The organism is Blautia luti, from assembly GCF_013304735.1.
Taxonomy (GTDB): Bacteria; Bacillota; Clostridia; order Lachnospirales; family Lachnospiraceae; genus Blautia_A.
In genome coordinates this window covers 191,837-218,176 of sequence record NZ_JAAITI010000002.1, presented here as the reverse complement: position 1 = coordinate 218,176, position 26,340 = coordinate 191,837, and the positions used below count along the sequence as shown (strand labels likewise).

Here is a 26,340-nt window from a genome sequence, read left to right as displayed (position 1 = left end):
GATGCTGGTTGTTGTAACAGGAGGAAGCGGAAGCGGAAAATCTGCTTTTGCGGAGGACAGGGTTCTTTCTTTTGGAGAGGCGAGAAGGATCTATATTGCCACCATGCAAGCTTTTGATGAGGAAAGTCACCGCCGCATTCGAAGACATCGTCGGATGCGGGCAGGAAAAGGTTTTGAGACCATTGAGAGATACACAGAGCTGGATGAGCTGATACTTCCAAAAAACTGTGTCGTGCTTCTGGAATGTATGTCCAATTTGGTGGCAAATGAAATGTTCCGGGAAGATGGATTCCATCCGGAGGTTTCCGAAAAGATCACAGAAGGAGTAAGAAACCTTCTTTCACAGGCAGAACACGTGGTGATCGTTACCAACGAAATTTTTTCCGATGGAATTCTCTATGAAGGAGAATCCGAAAAGTATAAGGAACAGCTGGGAAAGATCAACTGCAATCTGGCTGAAATGGCGGATGCTGTTGTAGAAGTGGTATACGGAATCCCGGTCTGGCATAAAGGTGGTGAGAAAGCATGAAAAGTGTATGGAACAGTTTTAAAGCGGCATTTGCCATGTTTTCAAAGATTCCCACACCTATGGTAGACTGGAATAAAGAAAACATGAAGTACATGATGTGTTTCTTTCCTTTTGTAGGAACAGCCATCGGTATTCTGACCTGGCTTGTTGGATATGTGCTGGGAAGCCATGTACAGATGGAGCCGTTTTTTCTTGCAGTGATCCTTACCGTGATCCCGGTTTTTGTCACAGGCGGGATCCATGTGGACGGACTTCTGGATACTTCAGATGCGTTAAGTTCCTGGCAGGAGCGTACAAGAAGACTGGAGATTCTGAAAGATTCTCATGCAGGGGCATTTGCCATTATCACAGCCTGCGTTTATTTTATTCTGTGGCTGGGTGCTTGGAGACAGTTGCTTGGTGATCACGATGGAATCTGTATCATGAGCATTGGATTTATGATGTCCAGATGTCTTTCCGGAATTGGTGTGATCATATTTCCAAAAGCAAGGACAGATGGAACCGTAGCAGAATTTTCCAGAAATGCATCAGAGATTGTGGCACGAAATGTTCTGGTCATGATGTTTGCGGCACTGGCAGTACTGATGATATGGATCAATCCAGTAAGAGGTGTACTTGCAGCAGGAACAGCACTGCTGGTATTCTGGTGGTATCATCATATGGCCATGAAATATTTTGGAGGAACGACCGGAGATCTTTCAGGCTTTTTCCTCTGTATCTGTGAAGTTGTGATGGCTCTGGTGCTGGGCGTAACTGGTATAGTTGTTCTGTGAAATGAAAATGGAATGAGGTAAAAGGATATGGAAATGATAATCGGCGGTGCCTATCAGGGGAAAAGCAGTTATGCAAAAAAACAGTTTCCCGATGTGAAATGGAAATGTGGTGCAGAGCTTACAGAGGAGGAACTTCTGGAAGCAGAAGGAGTTCTCGGTTTTCACCAGTACATAAGAAAGTGCCTGAAAGCAGGTGCGAATCTGTCAGGCCTTACGGAAAAACTTGCGGAGAAAAATCCGGGTGTGGTTCTGGTCAGTGAGGAAGTAGGATACGGAATCGTTCCGGCTGATGCTTTTGAACGGCAGTATCGGGAGGCTGTAGGCCGTGTTTGTACGGAACTTGCGGGAAAAAGCAGCAAGGTTACAAGAGTTGTATGTGGAATCGGGATGGTGCTGAAAAATGATTAAATTATATCTGATACGTCATGGCCAGACTCCGGGAAACAAACTTTCACGTTATATCGGTACCACGGATGAGCCGCTGAGTGATGAAGGCCGGGAATTTCTGAAAAAAATTTCCTATCCCATGCCGGAGGAGCTGTTTGTAAGTCCGCTTCTCCGCTGTGTGGAAACAGCAGAAATCCTTTTTCCGGGAAAACAGCTTCACATTATAGAAGAGCTTTCGGAATGTGATTTTGGAGAGTTTGAGAATAAAAATTACAAAGAGCTTGCCGGAAATGAAAATTATCAGAAATGGATAGACAGCAATGGAACAATGCCGTTTCCGGGCGGAGAGAGCAGAGAAGGCTTTAAATATCGCAGCCTTACAGGATTTCAGAAAGCTGTGACACAGTGTATCCGAAAAAATGTGGATACAGCGGCGCTGGTGATTCATGGCGGAACCATTATGAATATTATGGAAGAATATGCAGACAGACACAGACCGTTTTATGAATGGCATGTAAAAAACGGCGGCGGTTATCTGGTTGAACTGGACCCGGATCTCTGGCAAAAAGAACGCAGAGAGTTTACAGTCTGTGAAGCATATATGGAGGGTTAAAAAATGAATGGACGGATAATCAGCTGGACACGCAGTGATCTGAAATGGCGTGCAAAACAGGCTTTCCGAAAAAATTACTGGTCCGCAGTTCTGGTCAGTCTGGTGCTTGCTATCGTGCTGGCATCCGGCGGAAAAGGCGCAGCTCAAAGTGGTGCCGGCAATGTGATGAATTCAGATTACAGTTATCAGGTCAATACCTATCATTCCGATGGCTTCAGTTCCTATGCAGGCCATATGTTTGGCGGATCGTATTCTCCGTGGGCACTGATTTTTGCACTGGTAGGAGCCGGAGTAGTTGTTGCGGCGGCACTGGTCGGGATATTACTTAAAATTTTTGTGTGCAATGTATTTGAAGTAGGAGGGCGCAGTTTTTATATTGAAAATCTGTATGCAGTTCCAGGTGTCGGCAAACTGCTCAGCGCATTTCGTTCCGGATATTATGGAAATGTAGTAAAGACCATGTTTTTCAGGGATCTGTTTACATTTCTCTGGACCTTACTGTTTATTATCCCGGGAATCATAAAGTCTTATGAATATAAGATGGTTCCGTATCTTCTTGCAGAATATCCGGATATGGACAGAAAAGAAGTTTTTGCAAGAAGCCGTGATATGATGTATGGACAGAAGTGGAATACGTTTGTTCTGGATCTTTCCTTCATTCCGTGGAATATCCTTTCTACGATCACATTTGGACTGGTAGGTCTGTTCTATGTATCTCCATATCAGGATGCAACCTATGCGGAACTTTACGATACTCTGGCAGCAGGAATGCCGGGAAATAACGGACAGCAGGTGTATGAAAATGGAAACTTCTATTATGACTGATAAAATGATCCTTGTACGTGGCGGCGGGGATCTTGCCACCGGTGTGATCCATAAACTCCACCAGAGCGGCTATCACATTCTGATTCTGGAATGTGACCGGCCAAGCGCTATCCGTCGTCATGTGGCTTTCTGTGAAGCTGTTTATGACGGAACTTCGGAAGTGGAAGGCGTTGTGTGCAGACGGATCCCGGAAACGGAAATTCCGGCACAGTGTAGAAGGTGCTGGGAAAAAGGAGAAATTCCTCTTCTGACAGATACGGAGGGAAAACATATCCGGGAACTTTCACCGGCAGCAGTAATCGATGCGATCCTTGCAAAAAAAAATCTTGGGACAAACAGAGATATGGCACCAGTGACCGTAGGTCTTGGGCCTGGATTTACTGCAGGGGAAGATGTGGATTATGTGATCGAAACCATGAGAGGCCATAATCTGGGAAGGATCATAAAAGAAGGCAGTGCACTTCCAAACACAGGTGTGCCTGGTCTAATCGCAGGAATCGGAAAAGAAAGAGTGATCCATTCACCGGCGGCAGGTGAAATGAAAAATATCAGCAGGATCGCAGATATCGTAGAAAAAGACCAGATCATTGCCATGGTCGGGGATGTTCCTGTAAAAGCAACGATATCCGGAGTGATCCGGGGACTGATCCGTGACGGCTATCCTGTTTTTAAAGGGATGAAAATTGCAGATATTGATCCGAGAGCGGAACAGAAGAAAAACTGTTTTACGATTTCGGATAAGGCAAGATGCATTGCCGGAGGTGTACTGGAAGTACTGCTATCCTGTGGGATACTCCCGGATACCACAACAGAAAAAAATTAAAAACAGGTGGGGTATGTCATGAACAGAAAAGAAAAAGAATCCCTGACAGCTGCCTTTACAGGCGGCGGAGGAAAAACCAGCCTGATCTTTTATCTGGCGGAAAAATTTTCCAGCCAGGGGAGACGTGTGATCGTGACAACAACCACCCACATGGCATGGGAACCAAAGCGTCCTTTTGCAGATGCAGAGGATACAGAGGAACTCTGCCGGCTTATAGAACAATATGGATATGTGATCGCGGCGAAACATAAAGCCGGACAGCCGAAGATTTCCGGCCCTGAACCGGAAACTCTGAAAAGGTTGTCCGGTTTTTGTGATCTTCTTCTTGTAGAAGCAGATGGAGCGAAGAGACTACCTTTGAAGGTTCCTGCTGTGCATGAACCGGTAATTCCAGAATTTGCGGATATTGTAGTGGGTGTGACAGGGCTGGACTGTATTGGAAAAAAGATCTGTGATACGGCGCATCGCCCGGATGATGTAGCAGAATTTTTGCAGAAAAAGACAGATGAGCCGGTGATGTGGGAAGATGTTGTAAAGATTGCGGCAGCAGAAGATGGATTGCGTAAAAATGTAGGTGAAAAGAGTTTTCTGGTATATTTTAACAAGGCTGATGTGCTGGAATCTTCAGATGTGGCTGAAAATATCATTAAAAAGTGTCAGGAAGCCGGCATAGAAGCAGTGTGTGGAAGTCTGAAAGAGACGATGCGACCGACAGGAAATATGCCGGAAGTTTCATGAAATAAGGAGGAGATGAGAGATGAAGCTGGGACTGATCATGCTGGCAGCAGGAAACAGCAGACGGTTTGGGAGTAATAAGCTTTTGTATACCATTGAAGGAGAACCAATGTACCGACATATTCTTTCGGAACTTATGAAGGTGCGGGAAGTGCTGAAAGAACAGGGACATAGCTGTGAGATTACAGTGGTAACGCAGTATGAAGAGATAGCGGCAGAAGCGGAAAAATGTGGTGCACAGGTGCTTTATAATCTACATCCGGATGAGGGGATATCTTCTTCTCTGAAAATCGGACTCAGGAGAAATCGCGAGATGGATGCCTGCCTGTTTACGGTGTCTGATCAGCCGTGGCTTCGAGGAGAGACGATCCTTGCTCTGGTTGGGGTATTTTTGAGAGAGGGGAAAGGGATTGCATGTGTGGAGTATGGTGGGAAGCTTGGGAATCCTTGTGTATTTTCAGAGAGGTATTATGGGGAATTGATGGGACTTGAGGGAGATGTTGGTGGGAAGAGAGTGGTTGTGCGGAATCGGGGGGATGTGGCGGTAATGAGGGTGGTGGATGGGATGGAAGTGATGGATGTAGATGTGATGGCGGACGGACGCCGGTGAGGTACCGTCTGGCGTGCGGCACCTGGAAATTTAGTGGTGGTAGCGAGGGGCTTTAGGTTATAACTTACGCTTTGATATACTAACTACAACAAGTAAGTAGACGGCTAGACTTATTACCGGAAAAAAGAAAGCCAGCAGGGAACCGCCCTGGCGTATCGGGATGTTCTGCAGGAGTCCTGCTGATTCTTAGGTGGTGTGGTTTCTGCGTTATTCCCAAAAGGTCTGCTGTCTGAGCGTCTGGACGCGAGTTCAGAACTTTTGGGAATGGTTTTAGCAGAAGCCGCAGCGCCTTAGAATTCAGCGGACGACGAAGCCTTTCCCGATACGCCAGGGCGGTTCCCTGCGTACGTCTATCATACTTTTATTTATTATTACTTACATAAAATGATTCCTAGCCGCCTCTTCCTCAGCCAACCGAACCGTCTCCTCAGAAGGATTGGAAATCACTGCAGAAGCCACAATCTCACAGGGAGGATTCCCCTTCACACTGTCTACAGCAGCAGTCACAGCAGAAACATCACCAGTCAGAAAAACAGTAGCGTGGCCACCACACTTCGTCTGCCATGTAAGAAAAGAAACATCAGAAGTCTTCAACATCTGATCGATCACAAGAATCGCATTGCTGCTGCCGACAACCTCAACTAAACCAAAAGCACCATAATTCATAAATCAGTCTCCCCCTTTACTTGTTGATCGTCATTTTCAGCGCAATCTCTGTATCCTCAGAAGGAGAAGCGATCACAGTATGAGAAACGACCTTACCAAGAGGCTTAGCTGCTTCCAGCGCAACCTCCATAGCTGCATTCACATCAGAGACAGAACCACGCATCTTTACGCAGGCACCGCTTTTCAGACGGTTACGTTCAACACTCTGAATCTTAACATTAGCTGCCTTGGAAGCAGCATCAAGGGCAACGAAACAGGCAACCAGGTTATCCAGCTCAAAGACACCTACGGCCATGCCGCTGTAATTATTATCCATAAAAATACCTCCGTTCGGGGTTGATTCTCCGTGGTGTGGTTTTTTGACCGATTGTACGTGGAATCATTTCCGTTTTTATGGTTTTATTATAAACGATTCCGTCACAAATAACAAGAAATAAATAAAAGAATCTGTCATAAGAAAACATTATGTCGGCAAAAAACGACAGGATATTTACATTGATTTTTATCTATAGTATAGTAAAAATATTAAAAATTACTGAGAAGGTGTAAAAATGCAAACGCATCAAACGGATTTTTCGAAAGGAAATGTATATCGCAATATCATGGAAGTGGCGGTACCGATGATCATCGCGCAGATACTGAATCTCCTATATAATATTGTAGATCGGATCTATATCGGAAGGATCCCGGAGATCGGGGCGACCGCACTGACTGGCGTGGGACTGTGTTTTCCCATCATAACACTGATCACAGCATTTACCTATCTGTTCGGAAATGGCGGTTCTCCACTTTGTTCCATGGAACGGGGAAGAGGCAATGAAAAAGAAGCAGAAATGCTGATGGGAAATACGTTTGTGATGCTGATTGGTACAGGCATGGCCCTTACCGTGATCGGGCTTGTTTTTTACAGGCCGATCCTTTATGCGTTCGGAGCCAGTGATGTTACGTTTCCCTATGCTGCCAGTTACATAAAGATCTATCTTTTGGGAACACTGTTTGTAATGATCACACTGGGAATGAATCCTTTTATCAACAGCCAGGGATTTGGAAATACAGGAATGTTTACGATTCTGATCGGAGCAGTATTAAATATCGTTCTGGACCCGTTATTTATCTTTGGATTACATATGGGAGTCCGAGGTGCGGCAGTGGCTACGATCATTTCACAGTTTTGTTCAGCTGTATGGGTATTAAGATTCCTCTGTGGGAAAAAGGCGGTTTTAAATCTCAAAAAAAGTGCCATGAAGATTTCCTGGAAAAGAGTGGCTGATATTGTAAGCCTTGGTATGTCCGGATTTTTTATGGCTTTTACCAACAGTCTTGTGCAGGTGGTCTGTAATGCAACACTTCAGACCTGGGGTGGAGATATCTATGTAGGTGTTATGACAGTCTTAAACTCTGTCAGGGACATTTTTACTATGCCAGTTCATGGACTGACCACGGGAGCGTCTCCGGTTATGAGTTTTAACTACGGGGAAAAGGCGTACGACAGGATCAAAAAGGCCATTAAATTTATCACAGTAGTCTGTATTGTTTATACAATGGCAGGCTGGGGAATCCTGAAAGTGATGCCGGAATTTTTTATCCGTATATTTAACAGCGATCCGGAACTTCTTGAAAAGGGTGTTCCGGCACTGCATATCTATTTTTTCGGATTCTGCTTTATGGCACTTCAGTTTACGGGACAGAGTGTATTTGTAGCACTTGGAAAAGCAAAAAAAGCGACCTTTTTCTCACTGTTTCGAAAAGCGATCATCGTCGTTCCCCTGACGATCCTGCTTCCCTATATGAGAGGACTGGGAACAGACGGTGTATTCTGGGCAGAACCGATTTCCAATCTGGTAGGCGGCTGTGCATGCTTTTTTACCATGCTGGCAACGGTTTTGCCGGAACTGAATGGAAAGCCGGGAACCGGGGAAAAACAAACTAACAGGCAGAAGATATAAAATAACAAAAAGGAGAACAGTTTATGTGTACAGCAGCAACTTATAAGACAAAAGACTTTTACTTCGGAAGAACACTGGATTACGAATTCTCTTATGGAGATGAGATCACCATCACACCGAGAAATTATACATTTGAGTTCCGGCATATGGAGAAACTTTCCAGCCATTATGCGATCATAGGCATGGCTCACGTAGCAGGAGATTATCCACTTTATTATGATGCTGTCAATGAAAAAGGCCTTGGAATGGCAGGCCTTAATTTTGTTGGAAACGCTGTATATAATGTGGTGGAAAATGGAAAAGAAAATGTGGCACAGTTTGAATTCATTCCTTGGATCCTTGGTAAATGTGCCACTGTGCAGGAGGCAAAAGATCTCCTGAAAAAGATCAATCTTGTAAAAACTCCCTTCAGTGAAATGCTTCCCTGTGCACAGCTTCACTGGATCATAGCGGATAAAGAAGAATCGATCACAGTGGAATCTATGGCGGACGGTCTTCACGTCTGGGATAATCCGGCAGGAGTCCTTACCAATAATCCGCCTTTTGACCAGCAGATGTTTATGCTGAATAATTATATGCATCTTTCTCCCAGACAGCCGGAAAATCATTTTTCTGAATCGCTGGGATTAAAAACCTACAGCCGTGGTATGGGAGCGCTGGGACTTCCGGGAGATCTTTCTTCTGCATCCAGGTTTGCAAGAGTAGCGTTTGTGAAAGACCATTCTTTTTCCGGAGATTCCGAGGAAGAAAGCGTCAGCCAGTTCTTTCATATCCTGGGGTCTGTTGACCAGCAGAGAGGATGCTGTGAGGTAGAACCAGGAAAATATGAGATTACTCTTTATACCTCCTGCTGTAACTGTGATAAAGGAATTTATTATTATACAACTTACGAAAATCATCAGATTTCTGCAGTTGATATGCACCATGAAGATCTGGATGGGACTGTGCCTGTGAGATATCCGGTTCTTCAGGGCGAAAAAATCTGTATGCAGAATTAAAATTGCAGAGTTTTTTTGTATGTGCTAGAATAAGCAGGATGATTTTATGACTGTCCGGGGAAAGCGGGCAGGAACGAGAGGAGAAGCACAATGGCTTTATTTCAGGCATTTCGGGCAGTGAGACCCGCTGAGGGAAAAGCAGAGAAAGTGGCAGCACTTCCCTATGACGTAGTAAGCAGAGAGGAAGCGCGTGAAATTGGAGAAAAAAATCCCTATTCTTTCCTCCATGTAGACAGAGCGGAAATGGATCTGGATCCGGAGACTGATCTTTATGATGCAGAAGTCTATCAGAAAGCAAAGGAAAATCTGGATCGTTTTCAGGCAGAGGGAACGCTGATACAGGATGAAAAACCGAATTATTATCTGTATGAACTGATCCGGAAAGGAAAATCCCAGACAGGAATTGTAGGTGTCAGCTCCATTGACGACTATATGAATGGCGTGATTAAGAAGCATGAGCTGACAAGAGAAGACAAAGAGCAGGACAGAATCCATCACGTGGATATCTGCGATGCCAATACAGGCCCGATCTTTCTTGCCTGCAGATATCCGGAAGAACTTCTTGTACTGATGGAAAACTGGAAAAACAGTCATGAACCGGTATATGATTTTACTTCAGAAGATGAAATTACACATCGGGTATGGATCGTGGATGAGGAGGAGAAAATTCAGAAAATCCACAGCCTTTTTGGCGGAATTTCTTCCATCTATATTGCAGACGGCCATCACAGAGCAGCGTCTGCCGTAAAAGTAGGACAGAAACGAAGAAAAGAACATCCCGATTATACAGGAAAAGAAGAGTTTAACTTTTTCCTGTCTGTGGTATTTCCCTGTGATCAGCTGACGATCCTTCCATATCACAGAATTGTAAAAGATCTTAAAGGTATGGAACCGAAAGCTTTCATCGGAAGTATGAAGTTTAATTTTGAACTGATGGCAATGCCGGGATTTCCATGCAAACCGGTAGAAAAGCATTGCTTTGGTCTTTATGTGGATGGGGAATGGTTTCATCTGAAAGCATATCCGGATATTTATGCCAAGAAAGACAGCGTAGGACAGTTGGATGTATCCATTCTTCAGGATAAGGTTCTGGGACCGGTACTTGGGATTGAAGATCCGCGTACAGATGAGAGAATCTGTTTTATGGGAGGAAATCACAAACTGAAAGATCTGGCTGCGGCTGCAGATGAAACGGGTGGCGCCGCTTTTGCTATGTATCCGACTTCGATGGAAGAACTGATGGCGATTGCAGATGAGGGAAAACTGATGCCGCCTAAGAGCACATGGTTTGAGCCGAAGCTTCGAAGTGGTCTTTTTATCCATAAACTTTCAGACTGACAACCGGTTTTTATAGAATTTTAATAAAATGGTCAGGAAAATCTTAGGAAATTACTACAGATTGCTCACATTTATTTTATAAGATATAAACCATGGTGAGCAAATGAGAAAGAGGGGTTTTCATGACAAACGAACAGTATTACGATTGTATCCAGCCATATCAGAATGCATGCCAGATCATGCGGGCCAAGCTGGAGGTGCTGAACGGAAGTCTGTACCAGAAGTCTTCCATATCTCCGATCCATAATATCCAGGAACGGATCAAAGCCAAAAAAAGCATCGAAAAGAAGCTTGAGAAGCTGGGACATTCGGACAGTGTGCAGAATGCCAAGGATTATCTCCGGGATATAGCCGGAATCCGTGTGATCTGCTATTTTATAGATGATATTTATAACCTTGTAAATGCGCTTAAGAGACAGAGTGAACTGATTTTTATCCGTGAGAAGGATTACATACAGAATCCGAAACCTAACGGGTACAGAAGTTATCATGTGATCATTGCCGTACCTGTCTATTATCTGGATACGATGGAATATTTTCCGGTGGAGATACAGCTGCGTACCATGACCATGGATCTGTGGGCAAGTATGGAGCACCGTGTCTGCTACAAGAAACTTCCGGAACACAGAGAAGAGCTGGCTGAGGCATTTTGTCAGTATGCAGATATCCTGGGAAAGATCGAAGAACAGTTTGAAGCGTATAATGAGACTGGAATGCTGGAGGAGATCACACCTTCTGAGGTTGTGGATGCTCCGGCAGAGGGATAGAAATGGAAATTGAAGAAGAATTTATCTCTGGATTCTGCCGCACTATGAATGGCGGAGAGACGGTATGCTGTGAGTATACACAGCGGGAAGACGGAAGCAGAGAGCTGACTTTTATGGACTGTGCACATGAACGATGTGTGAATACAGGGGCCTGCGAAATTTTCAGACAGGCACATGAACTGGAGCAGAAATAAATTTCAGGGAGGAAAGAAATATGAAACATACAGTAAATGCCATGGGCAAACAGTGCCCGATTCCTGTAGTAATGACCAAGAAGATCCTGGATAAAGCAGAACAGGGAGATGAGATCCAGGTTCTTGTGGATAATGAGACTGCAGTAAACAACTTAAGCAGACTTGCCGGAAGTACCGGATGCAGTTTTGTTTCCAGAAAGACGGATGGCGGTTATGAAATCCGTATGGTAGTGAAATCCGATGTACAGGCCAGAACTGCCGCAGAACCGGAAATTGTCTGCACACCTGTTGCACCACAGGGAGATTATACCGTGGCCATTACTTCCGATAAGATGGGAGACGGAGATCCGGAGCTTGGAGCAATCCTTATCAAAGGCTTTGTGTATGCTCTGACACAGCTTGAGACACCGCCGTCTGTAATGCTCTTTTACAATGGAGGAGCGAAGCTTACTGCTTCGGATTCCCCATGCATTGAAGATCTGAAAACTTTGCAGGAGCAGGGCTGTGAGATTCTGACCTGTGGAACCTGTGTGAACTTCTACGGGCTGAAAGAGCCGGCAGTGGGCACCGTGACAAACATGTATGACATTGCGGAGAAACTTACGAAAGCCGGTAAAGTAATCCGCCCATAAAATAGAATATGGAAATGCCGCAGATTTTTCGAAGTCTGCGGCATTTTTGAAATTTTTATAATTTAATATCAATATTCTGTTCTTCAATATTATGACGTTTTGCATAGCCGGTAAGCATCAACGTCAGGGCACCGTCTCCTGTTACATTACATGCAGTTCCAAAGCTGTCCTGCAATGCAAAAATAGTAAGCATCAGAGCAGTACCGGAACTGTCAAATTTCAATACGCCGGTAATGATACCAAGGGAAGCCATAACTGTTCCACCGGGAACGCCCGGAGCACCGATAGCGAATACTCCAAGGAGCAGGCAGAACAGAACCATAGTACCTGGCGTTGGAACAGAACCGTACAGGATCTTGGAAACAGCCATGCAGAAGAAAACTTCTGTAAGAACGGAACCGCAGAGATGGATATTTGCAAACAACGGGATTCCGAAATTTACCAGATCTTTACGAAGAGGTTTTGCCCTGGATGCACACTGAAGGGCTACTGCCAGTGTTGCGGCAGAAGACATGGTTCCTACAGCAGTCAGGTAAGCTGGTGCATAGTGTCGTACAACTTCCAGAGGATTTTCACCGGAGTAGATTCCGGCCAGGATGTACAGAAGCGCCATCCAGATGAAATGTCCGGCAAGAACCAGCACGATGATCTCCAGGAAAACAGGCAGCTGTCTGGTAATCGTACCTTCATAGGCAAGTCCGCAGAAAGTAGAACCGATGAACAGCGGAAGAATCGGAATGATGATCCTTGACACCAGAGCCAGAACGATTTTCTGGAACTCATCCAGAAGACCGGTGACCAGTTTCGCTTTTGTCCAGGTGGCAGCCAGGCCGATCATAACAGAAAAAACAAGAGCACTCATAACCGACATGATCTGCGGGATCTCCAACTCAAAAATTACTTCCGGCAGCTGTTTCAGTCCTGCAGTATAAGAATGAATGGACAGATGCGGAATAATCAAAAATCCGGACGCTGTAGAAAAAAGTGCCGCACCGATGGAAGAACCGTAGGCAAGGATCACAGCAACACCCAGCATTACGGAAGCATTTTTTCCAAGCTTGGTAATGGAGGGGGCAATAAAACCAAGAACGATCAGCGGAACGCAGAAGGTGATGATCTGGCCCAGAATGTACTTGACTGTGACAACAATATTGAGAACTGCCATGGAAATTCCGTTTGTGCTGTACCGGTTCAGAACAAGCCCGGCTAGGATACCCAGGATTACAGCAACAAGGAGTTTAAAAGGCAGACTTTTGAAAAAAGATCCTTTTTTCATTGGAAAACCTCCTCTGATAGTATAAAATAAAGCCAAAACCAATTATAAGATTTTTTTATAAAAAGCACAAGGAGATTTGACATGATTTATCTGGATAACGCTTCTACAAGTTTTCACAAACCGGACTGTGTGGCCAGGGCTGTGGTGGAAGCCATGCAGCAGGCAGGAAACAGTGGAAGAGGAAGCAGTGGAGAAGCTATGGAAGCTTCACGGATTATTTTTGATACAAGATGCAAAATTGCACAGTTATTTGATGTGGAAGGACCGGAATGTGTGGCATTTACCGCAAATGCCACAGAGGCGTTAAACACTGCACTGTTTGGAACTCTGCATCCGGAAAGAGAAAAAGTCCATGCGATCTGTACGGAAATGGACCATAACAGTGTGCTCCGGCCTCTTTACGCGTTGGAGAAAAGAGGTATGGATCTGACCATTCTTCCGGTAGATGGAAAAGGCAGGATTTCTGTAAATGATCTGGAAGCGGCAATCCGCCCGGAGACGAAAGCAATTGTATGTACGCATGCATCGAATCTTACCGGAAACTGTAATGATATCCGTTCCATAGGAGCGATTGCCAGGAAACAGAGAATTCTTTTTATTGTTGATGCTGCACAGACAGCAGGAGTTTTTCCTGTTTCCATGAAAATAGATCAGATTGATATTTTATGTTTTTCCGGACATAAAGGACTGATGGGGCCACAGGGAACGGGGGCCATCTGTGTGCGGCCAGGTGTTTTGGTGGAACCTCTGAAAGTGGGAGGAAGTGGAATTTTAACCTTTCAGAAAGAGCATCCGTCTGACATGCCGGAATCACTGGAAGCCGGCACCCTGAACAGCCACGGAATTGCAGGACTGAGGGCTTCTCTTGAATGGATACAGGAAACCGGAATCCACACAATCCGAAAAAGAGAACAGATGCTGATGTGGCGCTTTTATGACCAGGTAAAAAAAATTCCCGGAGTCGCCGTGTATGGGGATTTTTCCCAGGAAGACCGATCTCCGGTAGTAAGCTTGAATCTTGAAGGAGAAGGTTCCGCGGAAGTTGGGATGATTCTGGGAGAGGATTACGGAATCAGTGTACGTTCCGGCGGACACTGTGCGCCGCTTATGCATAAAGCCCTGGGTACAGAAAAAACAGGGGCTGTGAGGTTCAGTTTTTCCTATTTTAATACAGAGGAAGAAATTGACGCGGCAGCTGCGGCACTTGGAGAACTGGCAGCAGGGATCGAAGACTGAAAAGAAAGGACAGAATGTATGTACCAGAAAATATACGATGTGGTAGAAAAAAGAGGACGTGTAAAGACAGGAATTTTCCTGAACGGCGAGGAAACGGGGCTTAAGTATCTGGTAGAGGAGGACTGCTTTTTTTATCCCGATGGAAAAAAGGCGAAAGAAACAGCCGGAGAATTACTGAAAAAAACAGTGGCAGACGCGGTGGAGACCGGCGTTGTGAAAGTGGGGAATCAGGAAATTTTCGTGGAAACCTATGAGAAGAATCCAAGACTGGTTATTCTTGGCGGAGGACATGTATCTATTCCGGTAGCGGAGATCGGAAAGCTTCTGGGATTTCATATAACGGTGATGGACGACCGTGAGGATTTTGTAACGAAAGAACGTTTTCCGCAGGCAGACGAGAGGATTACCGGCGATTTTGAAACTTTACCGGAGAAAATTCCTCCTTACGAAAATGCCTGGTATGTAGTTGTGATAAGAGGCCATCTCGGGGATTCTGCCTGTGCAAGAGCAATTTTAAAAAGACCGTTTGCTTATTTTGGAATGATCGGAAGCAAAACAAAGGTGCGGATTACCCGGGAAAAACTTCTGGCAGAGGGTTTCACAGAAGATCAGGTGAACAGCATTCATGCTCCTATCGGCCTGCCAATTGGAGGACAGATGCCGGCAGAGATTGCGGTAAGTATTATGGCAGAAATTGTCCAGGAAAAAAACAGACATTTCCGCACTTACTGCGATGAAGAAGTGGAGGCGGCGATCCGCCTTGGAGCAGCAGGAACCATGGTTACTATTATTGAAAAAAAAGGATCTTCTCCACGCGGAACCGGAAGCAAGATGTTTGTATTCCGGGATGGAAGAACTGTTGGAAGTATCGGCGGTGGAAAAGTAGAATTTGAGGCCGGAAAATATGCGTCCCAGGTGCAGGCTGTGGAAACCAGGATTTATGAACTTGGACAGGGAAAAGGGGATCTAGGTATGATCTGCGGGGGAACGGTGAGAGTCCTTTTTGAGCCTGTGAATGCGGGGAAGAATATGCCGGGACTTGCATAATATGCCAAAATCGTGTATATTTGGAGATAATGTTATTGGACGAAATGCCGGGAGGAAAACCGTTTTCCGGTACCGGCGTATAAGGGAGGACCATAAACAATGAAGAAAAAATGTATTTTGGCTTTGATAGCAGCGGCAGCTTTTATGTCACAGGGATGTGGATTTACAGAAGGTACCGATGCAGTGGTAACGGTTGTAGACGCCACACCAACCCCGGAACCGACAGAGGCACCGGAAGCAACCGCAACTCCGACACCGGGAGCAGAAGCGGCGGCAGATTCTACAGCAGCGGCAGATTCTACAACACAGGCAGCAGCTACAGAGCAGACTCCAAGTGGCGTTAATGTGCAGGTTCAGGATGCGACCTACTATGCGGTTGAAGGCGTAAATCTGCGTTCAGATGCCAGTGCAGATGCGGAATTTGTGGCCGGAGTACTTTCCGGAGAAGCGCTGAAATGTACAGGTGTATGTGATAATGGATGGATTCGTGTAGATTATAATGGACAGACCTGTTATGCATCCGGTGATTATGTCAGCACAACACCGCCGGTAGGAGCGGCAACTGCAGATACGGCAGCAGCACAGTAAAAGAAAAAAGCAAAAAACAAAACCCGGTAACTGCGTTCTGGTAAGGAAACCAGAGCAGAGTACCGGGTTATTTATGTTCACAGACTGAGAATGTCTGCTTTATTTTCGTGAAATCTTCCGGGATTTATTCTGGATATACAAGACGATCCGGTTTGATGTCATAGAGAACTTCATTCAGGAATTTTTTTGCAAGGTATTTGGCCATGCCGAGATTCATATCAAGATAATTGCCGCAGTCTTTTGCAGACGCTCCTGGAATCTCACCTTCAAAATCACGGATGAATTCAAACATTTCGATCATAAGAGGTACGATGTCCTTGGATTCATAATCGCCCTTAAGAAGAAGATAGTTTCCTGTACGGCATCCCATAGGCCCCCAGTAAATGATCTTCGGTCCGAATTCCTTATGGTTACGGAGAAAAGTTGCTGCCAGATGTTCCATGGCATGAAGTTCTGCTGTATTCATGACCGGTTCCTCGTTTGGGGAAGTCATACGAATATCAAAGGTGGTGATTACCTGATCGCCTACCGGATCTTTTCGTGAAACATATACACCTGGCTGAAGCTTGATGTGGTCTATGGTAAAACTTGTGATTTTTTCCATGATAATTCCTCACTTTCTGATTCTGAAATAACTTTTGCAGTATTCTAAGCCCAGGTACCGCAGCTTTTATTTTAGCAGAGAACCTTTCGAGATACAAGGGAAGGACTGCGTAAAGTTGACTTTGTGAAAGGATAATGTTAAACTGAGGAAAGCTTACAGGGGGAGAGTAAAAAAACTCATCTGAGAACGTGAAAATCAACGGTTTCAGGATCTGATAAGGAGGATTTATAAATTATGAAACGCAAGGTTTTATCTGTATTGTTTGCGACCGTTCTTACAGCTGGCATGCTGTCAGGATGCGGAAGCAGCGGGAATACTTCTGAGAAGACATCCGACCAGAAGGAAGAATCTCTGGAGGAGGAGACAACACAGGGCCAGACTGCAGTAGATGAAGAGACTGCAGCGAAAGCCGTTTCCGAGGAAGAAGCAGAGAAGGCTGGGTTTACAGACCAGGAAGAAAGTACTGCGGAGGAAGAGAGCAGTTCGGATTCTACTTTGGAGGAAGATTCCACTTTGACAGAAAGTGAAGCAGACAGCACAGAAGAGAGATTTTCAGATGGTTCCGAGGACGCAAAAAAAGCAGGTACTGCAGTAATTGATACCAGCCAGCAGCTTACCGGAACTTATCATGCAGCAATCACAGTGAAAGATTACGGCGAGATTGATGTGGAACTGGATGCGGATACGGCACCTGTTACAGTAACAAATTTTGTAAAACTGGTACAGGAGAACTTTTATGACGGACTGACTTTCCATCGGATCATTGACGGATTTATGATTCAGGGTGGTGATCCCAAGGGCGATGGAACTGGTGGAGCGGATGAGACCATCAAAGGTGAATTTTCCAATAATGGTGTAAAAAATGATATTTCCCATGTAAGGGGAACGATTTCCATGGCAAGAAGTTCTGCTCCGGACAGCGCAAGTTCCCAGTTCTTTATTGTACAGTCTGATTCCACATATCTGGACGGGGATTATGCGGCATTTGGCCATGTGACTTCCGGAATGGATGTTGTAGATCAGATATGTAAGGATGTCACACCAACAGATGGCAATGGCAGTATAGCAAAAGATCAGCAGCCGGTAATCGAAAGTATTCGTATGACTGACTGACAGGAGGAAGAAGGATGCTAAAAGGGAAAACGGTGCTTCTCGGAGTGACAGGAAGCATTGCTGCATACAAAATAGCATATCTGGCCAGTGCATTACATAAGCTTCATGCAGATGTCCATGTACTGATGACAGAAAATGCCACGAATTTTATCAATCCTATTACGTTTGAGACGTTAACCGGAAACAAATGTCTGGTGGACACTTTTGACCGGAATTTTCAGTTCCAGGTAGAGCATGTTTCCATTGCAAAGAAAGCAGATGTGGTAATGATTGCACCGGCCAGTGCCAATGTAATTGGGAAAATTGCCAATGGCCTTGCCGATGATATGCTTACGACAACGGTTATGGCCTGCCGGTGCCAGAAGATTTTTGCGCCGGCCATGAATACTGCCATGTATGAAAATCCGATTGTACAGGATAATATCAGGAAACTTGTTTCCTATGGATATGAAGTGATTACTCCGGCCAGTGGTTATCTTGCCTGCGGAGATACAGGCGCAGGAAAAATGCCGGAACCGGAGACTCTTCTGGAATATATCCTGAAAGAAATTGCTTTTGAGAAAGATCTTTTCGGCAAAAAAGTGCTCGTCACTGCCGGGCCAACGCAGGAGGCGATAGATCCGGTTCGCTGTCTGACTAATCATTCTTCCGGAAAAATGGGATATGCCATTGCAAAAATGGCGATGCTTAGGGGCGCGGAGGTCACGCTGGTAAGCGGACCTACTGCGATTGCACCGCCACTTTTTGTGAAGGTAGTTCCTGTGACAACTGCAAGAGATATGTTTGAGGCAGTGACCACAAGAAGCGATCAGCAGGATATTATCATCAAGGCCGCGGCAGTGGCGGATTACCGTCCGAAACAGGTCAGTGATAACAAAGTTAAGAAAAAAGATGATCGGGTTTCCATAGAACTTGAAAGAACGGATGATATTCTGAAATATCTGGGTCAGCACAAAAAAGATGGTCAGTTCCTCTGCGGATTTTCCATGGAAACCCAGAATATGATCGGTAATTCCAGGGCCAAACTTGAGAAGAAAAATCTGGATATGGTGGCAGCCAACAATCTGAAGGTGGAAGGCGCCGGATTCCAGGGAGATACCAATGTTCTGACCCTGATTACACAGGATGAGGAAGTATCACTCCCACTTATGAGCAAGGAGGATGCAGCTCTTAAAATCCTGGATAAAATTAATTCACTTATTAATCATTAATAAGTCCATCACCGTATTGTATCCGTAAGGAAACTATGGAACAGGCTGTGTTTCCATGAAGTTTCCCGGACGGAACGGTAACAAGGAGGAGAAAAAATGAAAAACAACAGATTTACAACAGCACAGCTCACGTTACTTGGCCTGATGGCAGCAATTCTTCTGCTTATGGCTTACACACCCCTGGGATATCTGAATATCGGGCCACTGGCCATTTCTTTTAATGTGATTCCGGTAGCAATCAGTGCAGTGGTTCTCGGACCGGTAGGTGGAGCCGTGGCAGGTGCGATTTTCGGTCTGACCAGTTTTCTGCAGTGTATTGGCGTAGGAGGTTCCAGCGCAATGGGAGTTGTGCTCTTCGGCATTAATCCGGCATTCGCGTTTATTCAGCGTTTTGTGCCGCGTCTTCTGGATGGTATCTGCCTTGGATATATTTTCCGGGGAATGCGGAAAATCAGCAATACCTATGTAGCCTGTGCCGTAACAGGATTCTTTTCCGCATTTTTGAATACCCTGTTTTTTATGGCAGCGCTTGTAGGACTGTTCGGAAATACCGATTATGTGAAAAATCTGATGGGTGGTCATAACATTATTATCGGCTGCTGTCTGATGGTAGGAATCAATGCAGTATGTGAGATGATCTCTTCTACAGTAATTACAGGTGCAGTGGGAGCAGCACTTTCCAAGGCACATCTGATACCTGCAGCACAGATCAGCCGGGAAAAAGCATAAGTATTTTGTAAAAAAGACGGGAAAAAAAAATTATGATTTTAGCGATTGATATTGGAAATACCAACATTGTTGTGGGATGCATTGATGACAAAAAGACGTATTTTATTGAACGGCTTGCTACTGTGCGGACAAAGACAGAGCTGGAATACGCCGTTGATCTGAAAACAGTACTGGATATTTATCATATTAAAAAGACGGATATCGATGGATGTATCATCTCATCCGTTGTTCCGCAGATTACCAATATTGCAAAACTGGCGGCCGAGAAAATTCTGAAAAAAGAAGTCATGGTGCTTGGGCCTGGTGTAAAAACCGGTCTGAATATTATGATGGACAATCCTGGGCAGTTGGGAGCGGATCTTGTTGCGGATGCGGTAGCTGGTTTGAAGGAGTATTCGGTTCCGTTTATTGTAATTGATATGGGTACGGCAACTACAGTTTCAGTTGTCAACGGCAAGAAACAGTATATTGGCGGGATGATTCTTCCTGGTATTGGAATATCTCTGGATGCGTTAACTGCAAGAGCTTCCCAGTTAAGTGGAATCAGTATTGACGCACCAAAGCATGTTATCGGACGGAATACGATTGAGTGCATGAAGAGTGGTGTGCTTTACAGCAATGCGGCAGCCATTGACGGAATTATCGACCGTGTGGAAGAAGAACTGGGTGAGAAAGCAACGGTCATTGCAACCGGCGGTCTTGCAAAGAAGATTGTTTCCCACTGTAAGAAAGACATTATCCTGGATGAAGATCTTCTTCTTAAGGGATTGCTTATAATTTATGAAAAGAATAAATAATTAAGAAAAATGAGAAAAGAGCTGTCTGTATGCGGAAATCTGTATACAGACAGCTGTTTTTGCATTGTGAGAGGAATTTTCATTTGATAAATCTTCAGCTTCCGGTAAAGGCTTTCCGGAAGTCTTCCGGCACAGGTGCCAGAAACCGTAGTGGCTCTTTGGTAATGGGATGCTCGAATTCCAGTTGAAAAGAATGAAGTGCCTGTCTGCCAATCCGGTCAAATACCGGATGATAGAGAAAATCGCCGGGCAGAGGGCAGCCGATGTAGTTCATATGAACACGGATCTGATGTGTCCGGCCGGTTTCAAGATGGAGCTCAACAAGAGCGTATCCATTGCTGACTGCCAGACGCTCGTAATGCGTTACAGCAGGTTCGCTCCGTTCAAAATTGACTTCCCTGGTAATTACGGAGTCATTTACCCTTGCAATTGGTGCACGGACAGTCCCTTTTTCTGGTGGAATTCCGTCTGTAAGTGCAAGATACGTGCGGCGGATTCTGCGCTGTTTCATCTGAGTGGAAAGAAGAGCACCACTTAAAGGGTTTTTGGCCAGAACCAGCACTCCAGTTGTGTCCCGGTCCAGCCGGTTGATACAGCGGTATACAAACGTTTCTCCCTGCTGTCGGTAGTACCAGGCGACTCCGTTGGCCAGAGTGTTCTCGTAATTTCCGGCAGAAGGATGTACTGGCATGTCCGCCGGTTTATTGAGAACCAGAATATCTTCATCTTCATACAGAATATTCAGGGGTATTTTTACAGGAAGGATGGACTCTTCTGATCCGGCTTCTTCAGGAACGAGAATGCGAAGAACGTCCTGTTCTTTAAGCGCCGTTTTGGCAAAAGAGGGTTGTCCGTTAAGAAGAATGGCATGATCTGCGCGTTTCATGGTAGTCAGGATATGTTTGGAAAAACCGTTGTTCCGGAGAAAAGATAAAATTGAAATCCCGGAATCCTTCGGAGAAATGGTATACGTAATAATTCTCTGCATATAGAACATCCTTTTCTGAATTTTGGCAGCAGAAGCATGCGGGAATATGTTTCTGCTGATTTCTGTTACAGTATAGCATCGGAGACAGAGTTTGTATAGTTTTGCAGAAAAACACAGAAAATATATTGGAAAAAGTGCCGGAAAAGGGTATAATGTCAAAGATAGCAGAATTGATAAAATACAGACAAATAAAGGATAACTTTATAGACAGTGTGGGGGATGAAACAATGGAACAGCAGCATATGTTTACCAACCGGATGATCCGTAATCTTCTGGTTCCGGTTGTGCTGGAACAGATTCTGAATTCGATAATGGGAACCGCAGATACCATGATGGTCAGCAATGTGGGATCTGCGGCTCTTTCTGCGGTGTCTCTGGTAGACTCCATCAATATACTTCTGATCCAGGCCTTTTCGGCGCTGGCAGCAGGAGGTGCCATTGTATGTGCCCAGTATATCGGTCAGAAAAATTATGAGAAAGCAAACATGTCTGCAAGACAGGTGCTGTTTATTATCACTGCAATTTCGGTAGCGGTATCGGCAGTCTGTCTTATTTTTCAGAAACCTCTGCTGCGGTTTATTTTCGGAGCGGTAGAAGCAGATGTCATGCGTGCTTCGGAAACATATTTCTTTTTTACAGCACTGTCGTTTCCGTTTATAGCAGCATATGACTCTGCGGCTTCCATATTCCGTGCTCAGGAGAATACGAAGGGGCCCATGACGATTTCCATGATTTCCAATGTCATGAATATTGGGGGAAATGCGATTCTGATCTGGGTATTTCATCTTGGTGTTGCAGGTGCTGCGCTTTCCACACTGGTTTCCCGTATTTTCTGCGCTGTGGTAGTTCTTTATCAGCTGCGGAAAGACAGGCAGCCCATTGTTGTCCGTGATTATCTGAAGATCCGTCCGGATTGGGGTATGATCAAGCGAATTCTGGGACTGGGCATTCCATCCGGAGTAGAAAACAGTATGTTCCAGCTTGGAAAACTTGCGATTCAGTCAACCGTATCTACTCTGGGAACAACTGCCATTGCAGCCCAGGCGATGACTAATATTCTGGAGAACTTAAATGGAATTGCAGCTATCGGTGTCGGTGTCGGCTTGATGACGATTGTAGGGCAGTGCCTTGGAGCCGGACGGAAAGATGAGGCGGTCTATTACATAAAAAAACTCTGTGTCATTGCGGAATTTGTTATTATCGCAAGCTGTCTGGTCGTTTACATTCTGGCCAGACCGGTTACCATTCTGGGAGGTATGGAAAAAGAAAGTGCCGCAATGTGTATTCATATGATTACATGGATCACGATCGTAAAACCGCTTGTCTGGACAATGGGTTTTGTACCAGGATACGGCCTGCGTGCAGCCGGAGATGTAAAATTTTCCATGATTACCTCCTGCTGTACCATGTGGGCCTGCCGGTTTTGTCTCTGTGTATTTCTCATCCGCGTCCTGGGCTTTGGGCCAATGGGCGTATGGATCGGAATGTTTGCAGACTGGACAGTACGCGGAATCATATTTACATGGAGATTCCACAGCCGCAAGTGGTTGGAGCATAAGGTAATTTAGGAAATTGCCTTATGGGATCCCAAAGCCTTTGGGCGAGGGCGTTTTGGAAAACGGGAGGAAAACCGTGAGGGGGATCATCTCAGAGTTGCGAAGCCCGAAGATCCCCCTCACACTCCCCCTTCTTGGGCACGCAGAAAATTTCCGCATTGTGGCAATGTGAATTTGTCGAGAGGGTGGATGTATGATACTTTGTTGGATGTGTGAGTCTTAGCCGATCTGGGGAGGGACGGAAGGCGGCCTGCGTGGCAGGCCTGTTCCTGGATTACGGATGAGACTGTAAAAAGAGTGAAGGTGTATACATAGTGTAACATTGCCAGAAAATAAAAATTCAAGTTAAAAGTCAGGAACAATCTGCGAAGCAGATATGCTTTCCGTCCGGAGCGACTAATCGGCTCAGACTATCGGGACCGATATCGTGGAATCCATCGCCCCGCCATGGTGTATCATTTCCAATACCGTACGCCCAATTGCGTGGCCGGAGGGGAGGAGCGCGAGGAGGGGAAACGGCCTTCGCAACTCTGAGTGCTTCCCCTCCTCGCAAATTCCCACTGCTTAAAAAGCAACACCAAACGAAAAAACAAAAAATTTCCTACAAAAAATCTCATTTCCCAAAGGAGGCCCCAATAATTTGAATGGATTAGAAAACAAATACATCATAAAAAACAACAAACGCCTCCGCTACGGCTACACTACTGGTTCCTGTGCGGCAGGTGCAGCACGTGGTGCAGTCCGCATGCTGCTTTCCGGTGAATCCTTCTCGGAGGTCACCTTAAACACCCCAAAGGGAATCACTCTTACTCTGGCTCTTCATGACATCACCCGTGGGGAAGATTACGTCTCCTGTGCAGTCCAAAAAGACGCCGGTGACGATCCGGATACCACCAACGGAATTCTGGTCTATGTAAAAGCAGAAAAATTTTTTTCAGGAAATACAGAAAATTCCGGTACACATCCGCAGATTATTCTGGACGGCGGAATCGGTGTAGGCCGAGTTACCAAACCGGGGCTTTCCCAGAAGGTGGGAGAGGCTGCCATCAATCCGGTGCCCAAAGCCATGATTTTAAGAGAAGCCGAAGAGGCAGCCCAGGAATATAATTATGAAGGTGGACTGAAACTTACGGTATCTGTGCCGGAAGGAGAGGAGATTGCAAAAAAAACTTTCAATCCCCGGCTTGGTATCTTAGGTGGAATTTCCATTCTGGGAACCAGCGGAATTGTGGAACCCATGAGTGAAAAAGCACTGATTGAAAGCATCCACGTGGAAATGAAACAGCATTTCTGCCAGGGAGAGAACTACATACTGGTGACACCCGGAAATTATGGTGCAGATTATCTGCGGGAACATATGACCATTCCTTTTGAAAATAATATCAAATGCAGCAATTATGTAGGGGAAACCATTGATATGGCCATTGATATGGGAGTAAAAGGGATTCTTTTTGTGGCCCATATTGGAAAATTCGTGAAAGTTGCCGCAGGGATTATGAATACCCATTCCCACTGTGCAGACGGAAGAATGGAAGTTCTCTGTGCCGCAGCCATCCGTGCAGGAGGCACTCTGGAATGTGCCAAAGAAATTCTGGAAGCTGGAACTACAGATGAAGCGCTGGCGGTTCTTGAACGATATGGAATTCTGAAAGAAACCATGGCCATTGTAATGGAGAAAATCCAGTTTTATCTGGACCACCGTTCCTATGAACAGATTGTACTGGGCGCTGTGGTGTTTTCCAATGTATATGGACTGCTGGGACAGACACGGGATGCGGAAAAACTCATTACAGAAATAAAGAAACAATCCGAAAAATTATAAAAATTTTATTACAAAATAACAGGAACAGAAAAAAATCATTCTGTTAATAAATAGATTACAGGAGGAAAGAAAAATGGCAGGTAAATTATACGGTGTAGGTGTAGGACCAGGAGATCCCGAACTTCTTACCTTAAAAGCACTTCGACTTGTAAAAGAGGCAGAAGTAATTGCACTTCCAGGAGAGATTCCGGAAGATACGGTAGCATTTAAAATTGTAGAGGGTGCTTATCCGGAACTTGGAAAAAAAGAACTCCTTGCAGTTCCTTTTCCAATGTCAAAAGATCCAGAAGTCCTGAAAAGTTATCACGATGCAGGTGCCGAGAAAGTAAAAGCTGTCCTGGATCAGGGGAAAGATGTGGTATTTCTGACACTTGGAGATCCAACCGTTTATTCCACCTATCTCTATGTACATCACAGGCTTGTAGCGCAGGGGTATGACACAGAAATTGTCTGTGGAATCACATCCTTCTGTGCGGTTTCTGCACGTCTGAATACCGGACTTGTGGAAAAAGCAGAGCCTCTCCATGTAATTCCGGCTTCCTATCAGATTGAGGATGCACTGAAACTTCCGGGAACCAAGGTTCTTATGAAAGCCGGAAAGAAAATGAGAAATGTAAAAGAGCAGCTTCTCGCTCAGGGTGCGGAAGCCATGATGATTGAAAACTGCGGAATGCCGGATGAAAAAATCTACAGAAGTGTGGAAGAGATTCCGGAGGATGCGGGATATTATTCTCTGATTATCATTAAAGAAAATAAAGAAAGGACACAGGAATAGTTATGGTACATTTCGTAGGAGCAGGTCCGGGAGCGTCGGATCTTATCACAGTAAGAGGAAAACAGTATCTGGAGGAAGCAGATGTAATTATCTATGCAGGTTCTCTTGTAAATCCGCAGCTTCTGGAGTATTCCAAAGATGTCTGCACCATTCATAACAGTGCAAAGATGACTCTTGAGGAAGTGATTTCCGTTATGGAAAGAGCAGAAGCAGAAGGAAAAATGACCGTTCGTCTGCATACCGGTGACCCGTGTATTTACGGTGCAATCCGTGAGCAGATGGATATTCTGGATGAAAAGGGGATTCCTTATGATTCCTGTCCAGGTGTCAGTGCATTCTGCGGAGCAGCGTCAGCACTGAATCTGGAATATACTCTTCCGGATATTTCTCAGAGTGTAATTATTACCAGAATGGAAGGAAGAACACCGGTTCCGACAAAAGAAAGTATTCAGTCTTTTGCCGCACATAACGCAACAATGGTAATTTTCCTCAGTACAGGTATGCTGGAAGAACTGAGCCGCAGACTGGTAGAGGGCGGTTACCGGGAAGATACACCGGCAGCTATTGTTTATAAGGCAACCTGGCCGGATGAAAAGAAATTTATCTGTACAGTGGGAACTCTTGCACAGACAGCAAAGGAGAACAATATCACAAAGACAGCTCTGATGCTGGTGGGAGATGCAGTAAATGCGGCACATTATGACCGCTCCAAGCTTTATGATCCCGGATTTACAACAGAGTTCCGTGAGGCTACGAAATAGA

The 26,340-nt window shown here is 45.2% G+C and carries 30 protein-coding genes; 25 read left to right on the top strand and 5 right to left on the bottom strand.

Annotated features, from left to right (window positions below; translation table 11 throughout):
* Position 1: 1 nt before the first annotated feature.
* Genes G5B06_RS02330 through G5B06_RS02295 form a run of 8 tightly spaced genes read left to right on the top strand, consistent with a single transcriptional unit; the run spans position 2 to position 5,295 of the window.
* The gene (locus G5B06_RS02330) at positions 2-529 is read left to right on the top strand and encodes a bifunctional adenosylcobinamide kinase/adenosylcobinamide-phosphate guanylyltransferase (protein WP_148448762.1); all 528 of its coding nucleotides are present in this window, start codon (positions 2-4) and stop codon (positions 527-529) included.
* On the top strand, positions 526-1,302 hold the full coding sequence (gene cobS, locus G5B06_RS02325; protein ID WP_173761743.1) for an adenosylcobinamide-GDP ribazoletransferase: 777 nt from the start codon (positions 526-528) through the stop codon (positions 1,300-1,302). The genes G5B06_RS02330 and cobS overlap by 4 nt, the downstream gene beginning before the upstream one ends.
* 27 nt (positions 1,303-1,329) lie before the next feature.
* A complete protein-coding gene (locus tag G5B06_RS02320; RefSeq protein ID WP_173761742.1) occupies positions 1,330-1,710 on the top strand; it encodes a bifunctional adenosylcobinamide kinase/adenosylcobinamide-phosphate guanylyltransferase in 381 nt (126 codons plus the stop codon).
* On the top strand, positions 1,703-2,302 hold the full coding sequence (locus G5B06_RS02315; RefSeq protein ID WP_148448768.1) for a histidine phosphatase family protein: 600 nt from the start codon (positions 1,703-1,705) through the stop codon (positions 2,300-2,302). The genes G5B06_RS02320 and G5B06_RS02315 overlap by 8 nt, the downstream gene beginning before the upstream one ends.
* A gap of 3 nt (positions 2,303-2,305) precedes the next feature.
* A complete protein-coding gene (locus G5B06_RS02310; protein WP_173761741.1) occupies positions 2,306-3,127 on the top strand; it encodes a DUF975 family protein in 822 nt (273 codons plus the stop codon).
* Positions 3,099-3,950: a selenium-dependent molybdenum cofactor biosynthesis protein YqeB gene (yqeB, locus tag G5B06_RS02305; RefSeq protein WP_420314375.1), complete on the top strand. Its 852-nt coding sequence runs from the start codon at positions 3,099-3,101 to the stop codon at positions 3,948-3,950. Before G5B06_RS02310 ends, yqeB begins: the two co-directional genes overlap by 29 nt.
* 18 nt (positions 3,951-3,968) lie before the next feature.
* Entirely contained in the window at positions 3,969-4,688 is a 720-nt protein-coding gene (gene yqeC / locus G5B06_RS02300; RefSeq protein ID WP_173761740.1) for a selenium cofactor biosynthesis protein YqeC, read from the top strand.
* Between the two features lie 19 nt (positions 4,689-4,707).
* Positions 4,708-5,295 carry a nucleotidyltransferase family protein gene (locus G5B06_RS02295; RefSeq protein WP_173761739.1) on the top strand — a complete coding sequence of 196 codons (588 nt, stop codon included), beginning with the start codon at positions 4,708-4,710 and terminating at the stop codon, positions 5,293-5,295.
* A 375-nt stretch (positions 5,296-5,670) separates the two neighbouring features.
* Here the strand turns inward: G5B06_RS02295 and G5B06_RS02290 are convergent, their stop codons facing one another.
* On the bottom strand, positions 5,671-5,961 hold the full coding sequence (locus G5B06_RS02290) for a BMC domain-containing protein (RefSeq protein ID WP_148448778.1): 291 nt from the start codon (positions 5,959-5,961) through the stop codon (positions 5,671-5,673).
* A 16-nt stretch (positions 5,962-5,977) separates the two neighbouring features.
* Complete coding sequence (locus tag G5B06_RS02285) at positions 5,978-6,277, bottom strand: BMC domain-containing protein (RefSeq protein ID WP_119238896.1); 300 nt, start codon at positions 6,275-6,277, stop codon at positions 5,978-5,980.
* A gap of 235 nt (positions 6,278-6,512) precedes the next feature.
* Here G5B06_RS02285 and G5B06_RS02280 point away from each other — a divergent pair, with 235 nt between their 5' ends.
* The 6 genes from G5B06_RS02280 to yedF all read left to right on the top strand — a co-directional run bounded on the left by G5B06_RS02280 (position 6,513) and on the right by yedF (position 11,836).
* Positions 6,513-7,907, top strand: coding sequence for an MATE family efflux transporter (locus G5B06_RS02280; RefSeq protein WP_148448782.1), 1,395 nt, complete (start codon positions 6,513-6,515; stop codon positions 7,905-7,907).
* Positions 7,908-7,930: 23 nt separating this feature from the next.
* A complete protein-coding gene (gene bsh / locus G5B06_RS02275; RefSeq protein WP_148448784.1) occupies positions 7,931-8,905 on the top strand; it encodes a choloylglycine hydrolase in 975 nt (324 codons plus the stop codon).
* 90 nt (positions 8,906-8,995) lie between these two features.
* Positions 8,996-10,243 carry a DUF1015 domain-containing protein gene (locus tag G5B06_RS02270; protein WP_173761738.1) on the top strand — a complete coding sequence of 416 codons (1,248 nt, stop codon included), beginning with the start codon at positions 8,996-8,998 and terminating at the stop codon, positions 10,241-10,243.
* A 122-nt stretch (positions 10,244-10,365) separates the two neighbouring features.
* The gene (locus tag G5B06_RS02265) at positions 10,366-11,010 is read left to right on the top strand and encodes a GTP pyrophosphokinase (RefSeq protein WP_148448788.1); all 645 of its coding nucleotides are present in this window, start codon (positions 10,366-10,368) and stop codon (positions 11,008-11,010) included.
* 2 nt (positions 11,011-11,012) lie between these two features.
* Complete coding sequence (locus tag G5B06_RS02260) at positions 11,013-11,204, top strand: hypothetical protein (protein ID WP_148448790.1); 192 nt, start codon at positions 11,013-11,015, stop codon at positions 11,202-11,204.
* Between the two features lie 20 nt (positions 11,205-11,224).
* Positions 11,225-11,836 carry a sulfurtransferase-like selenium metabolism protein YedF gene (gene yedF, locus G5B06_RS02255; protein ID WP_173771208.1) on the top strand — a complete coding sequence of 204 codons (612 nt, stop codon included), beginning with the start codon at positions 11,225-11,227 and terminating at the stop codon, positions 11,834-11,836.
* Between the two features lie 55 nt (positions 11,837-11,891).
* Here the strand turns inward: yedF and G5B06_RS02250 are convergent, their stop codons facing one another.
* Complete coding sequence (locus G5B06_RS02250) at positions 11,892-13,112, bottom strand: dicarboxylate/amino acid:cation symporter (protein ID WP_173761736.1); 1,221 nt, start codon at positions 13,110-13,112, stop codon at positions 11,892-11,894.
* A gap of 81 nt (positions 13,113-13,193) precedes the next feature.
* Here G5B06_RS02250 and G5B06_RS02245 point away from each other — a divergent pair, with 81 nt between their 5' ends.
* From G5B06_RS02245 to G5B06_RS02235, 3 genes are all read left to right on the top strand, one after another.
* Positions 13,194-14,348, top strand: coding sequence for an aminotransferase class V-fold PLP-dependent enzyme (locus G5B06_RS02245; RefSeq protein ID WP_173761735.1), 1,155 nt, complete (start codon positions 13,194-13,196; stop codon positions 14,346-14,348).
* 18 nt (positions 14,349-14,366) lie between these two features.
* Positions 14,367-15,395 carry an XdhC family protein gene (locus G5B06_RS02240; protein WP_173761734.1) on the top strand — a complete coding sequence of 343 codons (1,029 nt, stop codon included), beginning with the start codon at positions 14,367-14,369 and terminating at the stop codon, positions 15,393-15,395.
* 99 nt (positions 15,396-15,494) lie between these two features.
* Positions 15,495-15,983, top strand: a complete 489-nt coding sequence (locus G5B06_RS02235) for an SH3 domain-containing protein (RefSeq protein WP_173761733.1) — start codon at positions 15,495-15,497, stop codon at positions 15,981-15,983.
* A gap of 124 nt (positions 15,984-16,107) precedes the next feature.
* Here G5B06_RS02235 and G5B06_RS02230 read toward each other — a convergent pair whose 3' ends face one another.
* On the bottom strand, positions 16,108-16,587 hold the full coding sequence (locus G5B06_RS02230) for an S-ribosylhomocysteine lyase (RefSeq protein WP_173761732.1): 480 nt from the start codon (positions 16,585-16,587) through the stop codon (positions 16,108-16,110).
* A 495-nt stretch (positions 16,588-17,082) separates the two neighbouring features.
* Here G5B06_RS02230 and G5B06_RS02225 point away from each other — a divergent pair, with 495 nt between their 5' ends.
* The 4 genes from G5B06_RS02225 (at position 17,083) to G5B06_RS02210 (ending at position 20,437) form a co-directional block, all read left to right on the top strand.
* On the top strand, positions 17,083-17,700 hold the full coding sequence (locus tag G5B06_RS02225; RefSeq protein ID WP_334297578.1) for a peptidylprolyl isomerase: 618 nt from the start codon (positions 17,083-17,085) through the stop codon (positions 17,698-17,700).
* A gap of 14 nt (positions 17,701-17,714) precedes the next feature.
* Positions 17,715-18,911 carry a bifunctional phosphopantothenoylcysteine decarboxylase/phosphopantothenate--cysteine ligase CoaBC gene (coaBC, locus tag G5B06_RS02220; protein ID WP_173761730.1) on the top strand — a complete coding sequence of 399 codons (1,197 nt, stop codon included), beginning with the start codon at positions 17,715-17,717 and terminating at the stop codon, positions 18,909-18,911.
* A 96-nt stretch (positions 18,912-19,007) separates the two neighbouring features.
* On the top strand, positions 19,008-19,640 hold the full coding sequence (locus G5B06_RS02215; protein ID WP_148448805.1) for an ECF transporter S component: 633 nt from the start codon (positions 19,008-19,010) through the stop codon (positions 19,638-19,640).
* 32 nt (positions 19,641-19,672) lie between these two features.
* The gene (locus tag G5B06_RS02210) at positions 19,673-20,437 is read left to right on the top strand and encodes a type III pantothenate kinase (RefSeq protein ID WP_148448807.1); all 765 of its coding nucleotides are present in this window, start codon (positions 19,673-19,675) and stop codon (positions 20,435-20,437) included.
* 94 nt (positions 20,438-20,531) lie between these two features.
* Here the strand turns inward: G5B06_RS02210 and G5B06_RS02205 are convergent, their stop codons facing one another.
* Positions 20,532-21,425 carry an RluA family pseudouridine synthase gene (locus G5B06_RS02205; RefSeq protein ID WP_173761729.1) on the bottom strand — a complete coding sequence of 298 codons (894 nt, stop codon included), beginning with the start codon at positions 21,423-21,425 and terminating at the stop codon, positions 20,532-20,534.
* Positions 21,426-21,652: 227 nt separating this feature from the next.
* Here G5B06_RS02205 and G5B06_RS02200 point away from each other — a divergent pair, with 227 nt between their 5' ends.
* The 4 genes from G5B06_RS02200 (at position 21,653) to cobM (ending at position 26,339) form a co-directional block, all read left to right on the top strand.
* Positions 21,653-22,993, top strand: coding sequence for an MATE family efflux transporter (locus G5B06_RS02200; RefSeq protein WP_148448811.1), 1,341 nt, complete (start codon positions 21,653-21,655; stop codon positions 22,991-22,993).
* 628 nt (positions 22,994-23,621) lie between these two features.
* Positions 23,622-24,803, top strand: coding sequence for a cobalt-precorrin-5B (C(1))-methyltransferase CbiD (cbiD, locus tag G5B06_RS02195; protein WP_148448042.1), 1,182 nt, complete (start codon positions 23,622-23,624; stop codon positions 24,801-24,803).
* A 73-nt stretch (positions 24,804-24,876) separates the two neighbouring features.
* Positions 24,877-25,578 (top strand): precorrin-2 C(20)-methyltransferase, encoded by a 702-nt coding sequence (cobI, locus tag G5B06_RS02190; RefSeq protein ID WP_148448040.1) that lies wholly within the window; start codon positions 24,877-24,879, stop codon positions 25,576-25,578.
* A 2-nt stretch (positions 25,579-25,580) separates the two neighbouring features.
* On the top strand, positions 25,581-26,339 hold the full coding sequence (gene cobM, locus G5B06_RS02185; protein ID WP_148448038.1) for a precorrin-4 C(11)-methyltransferase: 759 nt from the start codon (positions 25,581-25,583) through the stop codon (positions 26,337-26,339).
* The last annotated feature ends 1 nt before the right edge of the window (position 26,340 follow it).

What these genes read in the sequence shown, in the direction of transcription:
- G5B06_RS02330 (WP_148448762.1), top strand. Translation starts at nt 2, where the DNA reads ATGCTGGTTGTTGTAACAGGAGGAAGCGGAAGCGGAAAATCTGCTTTT.
- cobS (WP_173761743.1), top strand. Translation starts at nt 526, where the DNA reads ATGAAAAGTGTATGGAACAGTTTTAAAGCGGCATTTGCCATGTTTTCA.
- G5B06_RS02320 (WP_173761742.1), top strand. Translation starts at nt 1,330, where the DNA reads ATGGAAATGATAATCGGCGGTGCCTATCAGGGGAAAAGCAGTTATGCA.
- G5B06_RS02315 (WP_148448768.1), top strand. Translation starts at nt 1,703, where the DNA reads ATGATTAAATTATATCTGATACGTCATGGCCAGACTCCGGGAAACAAA.
- G5B06_RS02310 (WP_173761741.1), top strand. Translation starts at nt 2,306, where the DNA reads ATGAATGGACGGATAATCAGCTGGACACGCAGTGATCTGAAATGGCGT.
- yqeB (WP_420314375.1), top strand. Translation starts at nt 3,099, where the DNA reads ATGAAAATGGAAACTTCTATTATGACTGATAAAATGATCCTTGTACGT.
- yqeC (WP_173761740.1), top strand. Translation starts at nt 3,969, where the DNA reads ATGAACAGAAAAGAAAAAGAATCCCTGACAGCTGCCTTTACAGGCGGC.
- G5B06_RS02295 (WP_173761739.1), top strand. Translation starts at nt 4,708, where the DNA reads ATGAAGCTGGGACTGATCATGCTGGCAGCAGGAAACAGCAGACGGTTT.
- G5B06_RS02290 (WP_148448778.1), bottom strand. Translation starts at nt 5,961, where the DNA reads ATGAATTATGGTGCTTTTGGTTTAGTTGAGGTTGTCGGCAGCAGCAAT.
- G5B06_RS02285 (WP_119238896.1), bottom strand. Translation starts at nt 6,277, where the DNA reads ATGGATAATAATTACAGCGGCATGGCCGTAGGTGTCTTTGAGCTGGAT.
- G5B06_RS02280 (WP_148448782.1), top strand. Translation starts at nt 6,513, where the DNA reads ATGCAAACGCATCAAACGGATTTTTCGAAAGGAAATGTATATCGCAAT.
- bsh (WP_148448784.1), top strand. Translation starts at nt 7,931, where the DNA reads ATGTGTACAGCAGCAACTTATAAGACAAAAGACTTTTACTTCGGAAGA.
- G5B06_RS02270 (WP_173761738.1), top strand. Translation starts at nt 8,996, where the DNA reads ATGGCTTTATTTCAGGCATTTCGGGCAGTGAGACCCGCTGAGGGAAAA.
- G5B06_RS02265 (WP_148448788.1), top strand. Translation starts at nt 10,366, where the DNA reads ATGACAAACGAACAGTATTACGATTGTATCCAGCCATATCAGAATGCA.
- G5B06_RS02260 (WP_148448790.1), top strand. Translation starts at nt 11,013, where the DNA reads ATGGAAATTGAAGAAGAATTTATCTCTGGATTCTGCCGCACTATGAAT.
- yedF (WP_173771208.1), top strand. Translation starts at nt 11,225, where the DNA reads ATGAAACATACAGTAAATGCCATGGGCAAACAGTGCCCGATTCCTGTA.
- G5B06_RS02250 (WP_173761736.1), bottom strand. Translation starts at nt 13,112, where the DNA reads ATGAAAAAAGGATCTTTTTTCAAAAGTCTGCCTTTTAAACTCCTTGTT.
- G5B06_RS02245 (WP_173761735.1), top strand. Translation starts at nt 13,194, where the DNA reads ATGATTTATCTGGATAACGCTTCTACAAGTTTTCACAAACCGGACTGT.
- G5B06_RS02240 (WP_173761734.1), top strand. Translation starts at nt 14,367, where the DNA reads ATGTACCAGAAAATATACGATGTGGTAGAAAAAAGAGGACGTGTAAAG.
- G5B06_RS02235 (WP_173761733.1), top strand. Translation starts at nt 15,495, where the DNA reads ATGAAGAAAAAATGTATTTTGGCTTTGATAGCAGCGGCAGCTTTTATG.
- G5B06_RS02230 (WP_173761732.1), bottom strand. Translation starts at nt 16,587, where the DNA reads ATGGAAAAAATCACAAGTTTTACCATAGACCACATCAAGCTTCAGCCA.
- coaBC (WP_173761730.1), top strand. Translation starts at nt 17,715, where the DNA reads ATGCTAAAAGGGAAAACGGTGCTTCTCGGAGTGACAGGAAGCATTGCT.
- G5B06_RS02215 (WP_148448805.1), top strand. Translation starts at nt 19,008, where the DNA reads ATGAAAAACAACAGATTTACAACAGCACAGCTCACGTTACTTGGCCTG.
- G5B06_RS02210 (WP_148448807.1), top strand. Translation starts at nt 19,673, where the DNA reads ATGATTTTAGCGATTGATATTGGAAATACCAACATTGTTGTGGGATGC.
- G5B06_RS02205 (WP_173761729.1), bottom strand. Translation starts at nt 21,425, where the DNA reads ATGCAGAGAATTATTACGTATACCATTTCTCCGAAGGATTCCGGGATT.
- G5B06_RS02200 (WP_148448811.1), top strand. Translation starts at nt 21,653, where the DNA reads ATGGAACAGCAGCATATGTTTACCAACCGGATGATCCGTAATCTTCTG.
- cobI (WP_148448040.1), top strand. Translation starts at nt 24,877, where the DNA reads ATGGCAGGTAAATTATACGGTGTAGGTGTAGGACCAGGAGATCCCGAA.
- cobM (WP_148448038.1), top strand. Translation starts at nt 25,581, where the DNA reads ATGGTACATTTCGTAGGAGCAGGTCCGGGAGCGTCGGATCTTATCACA.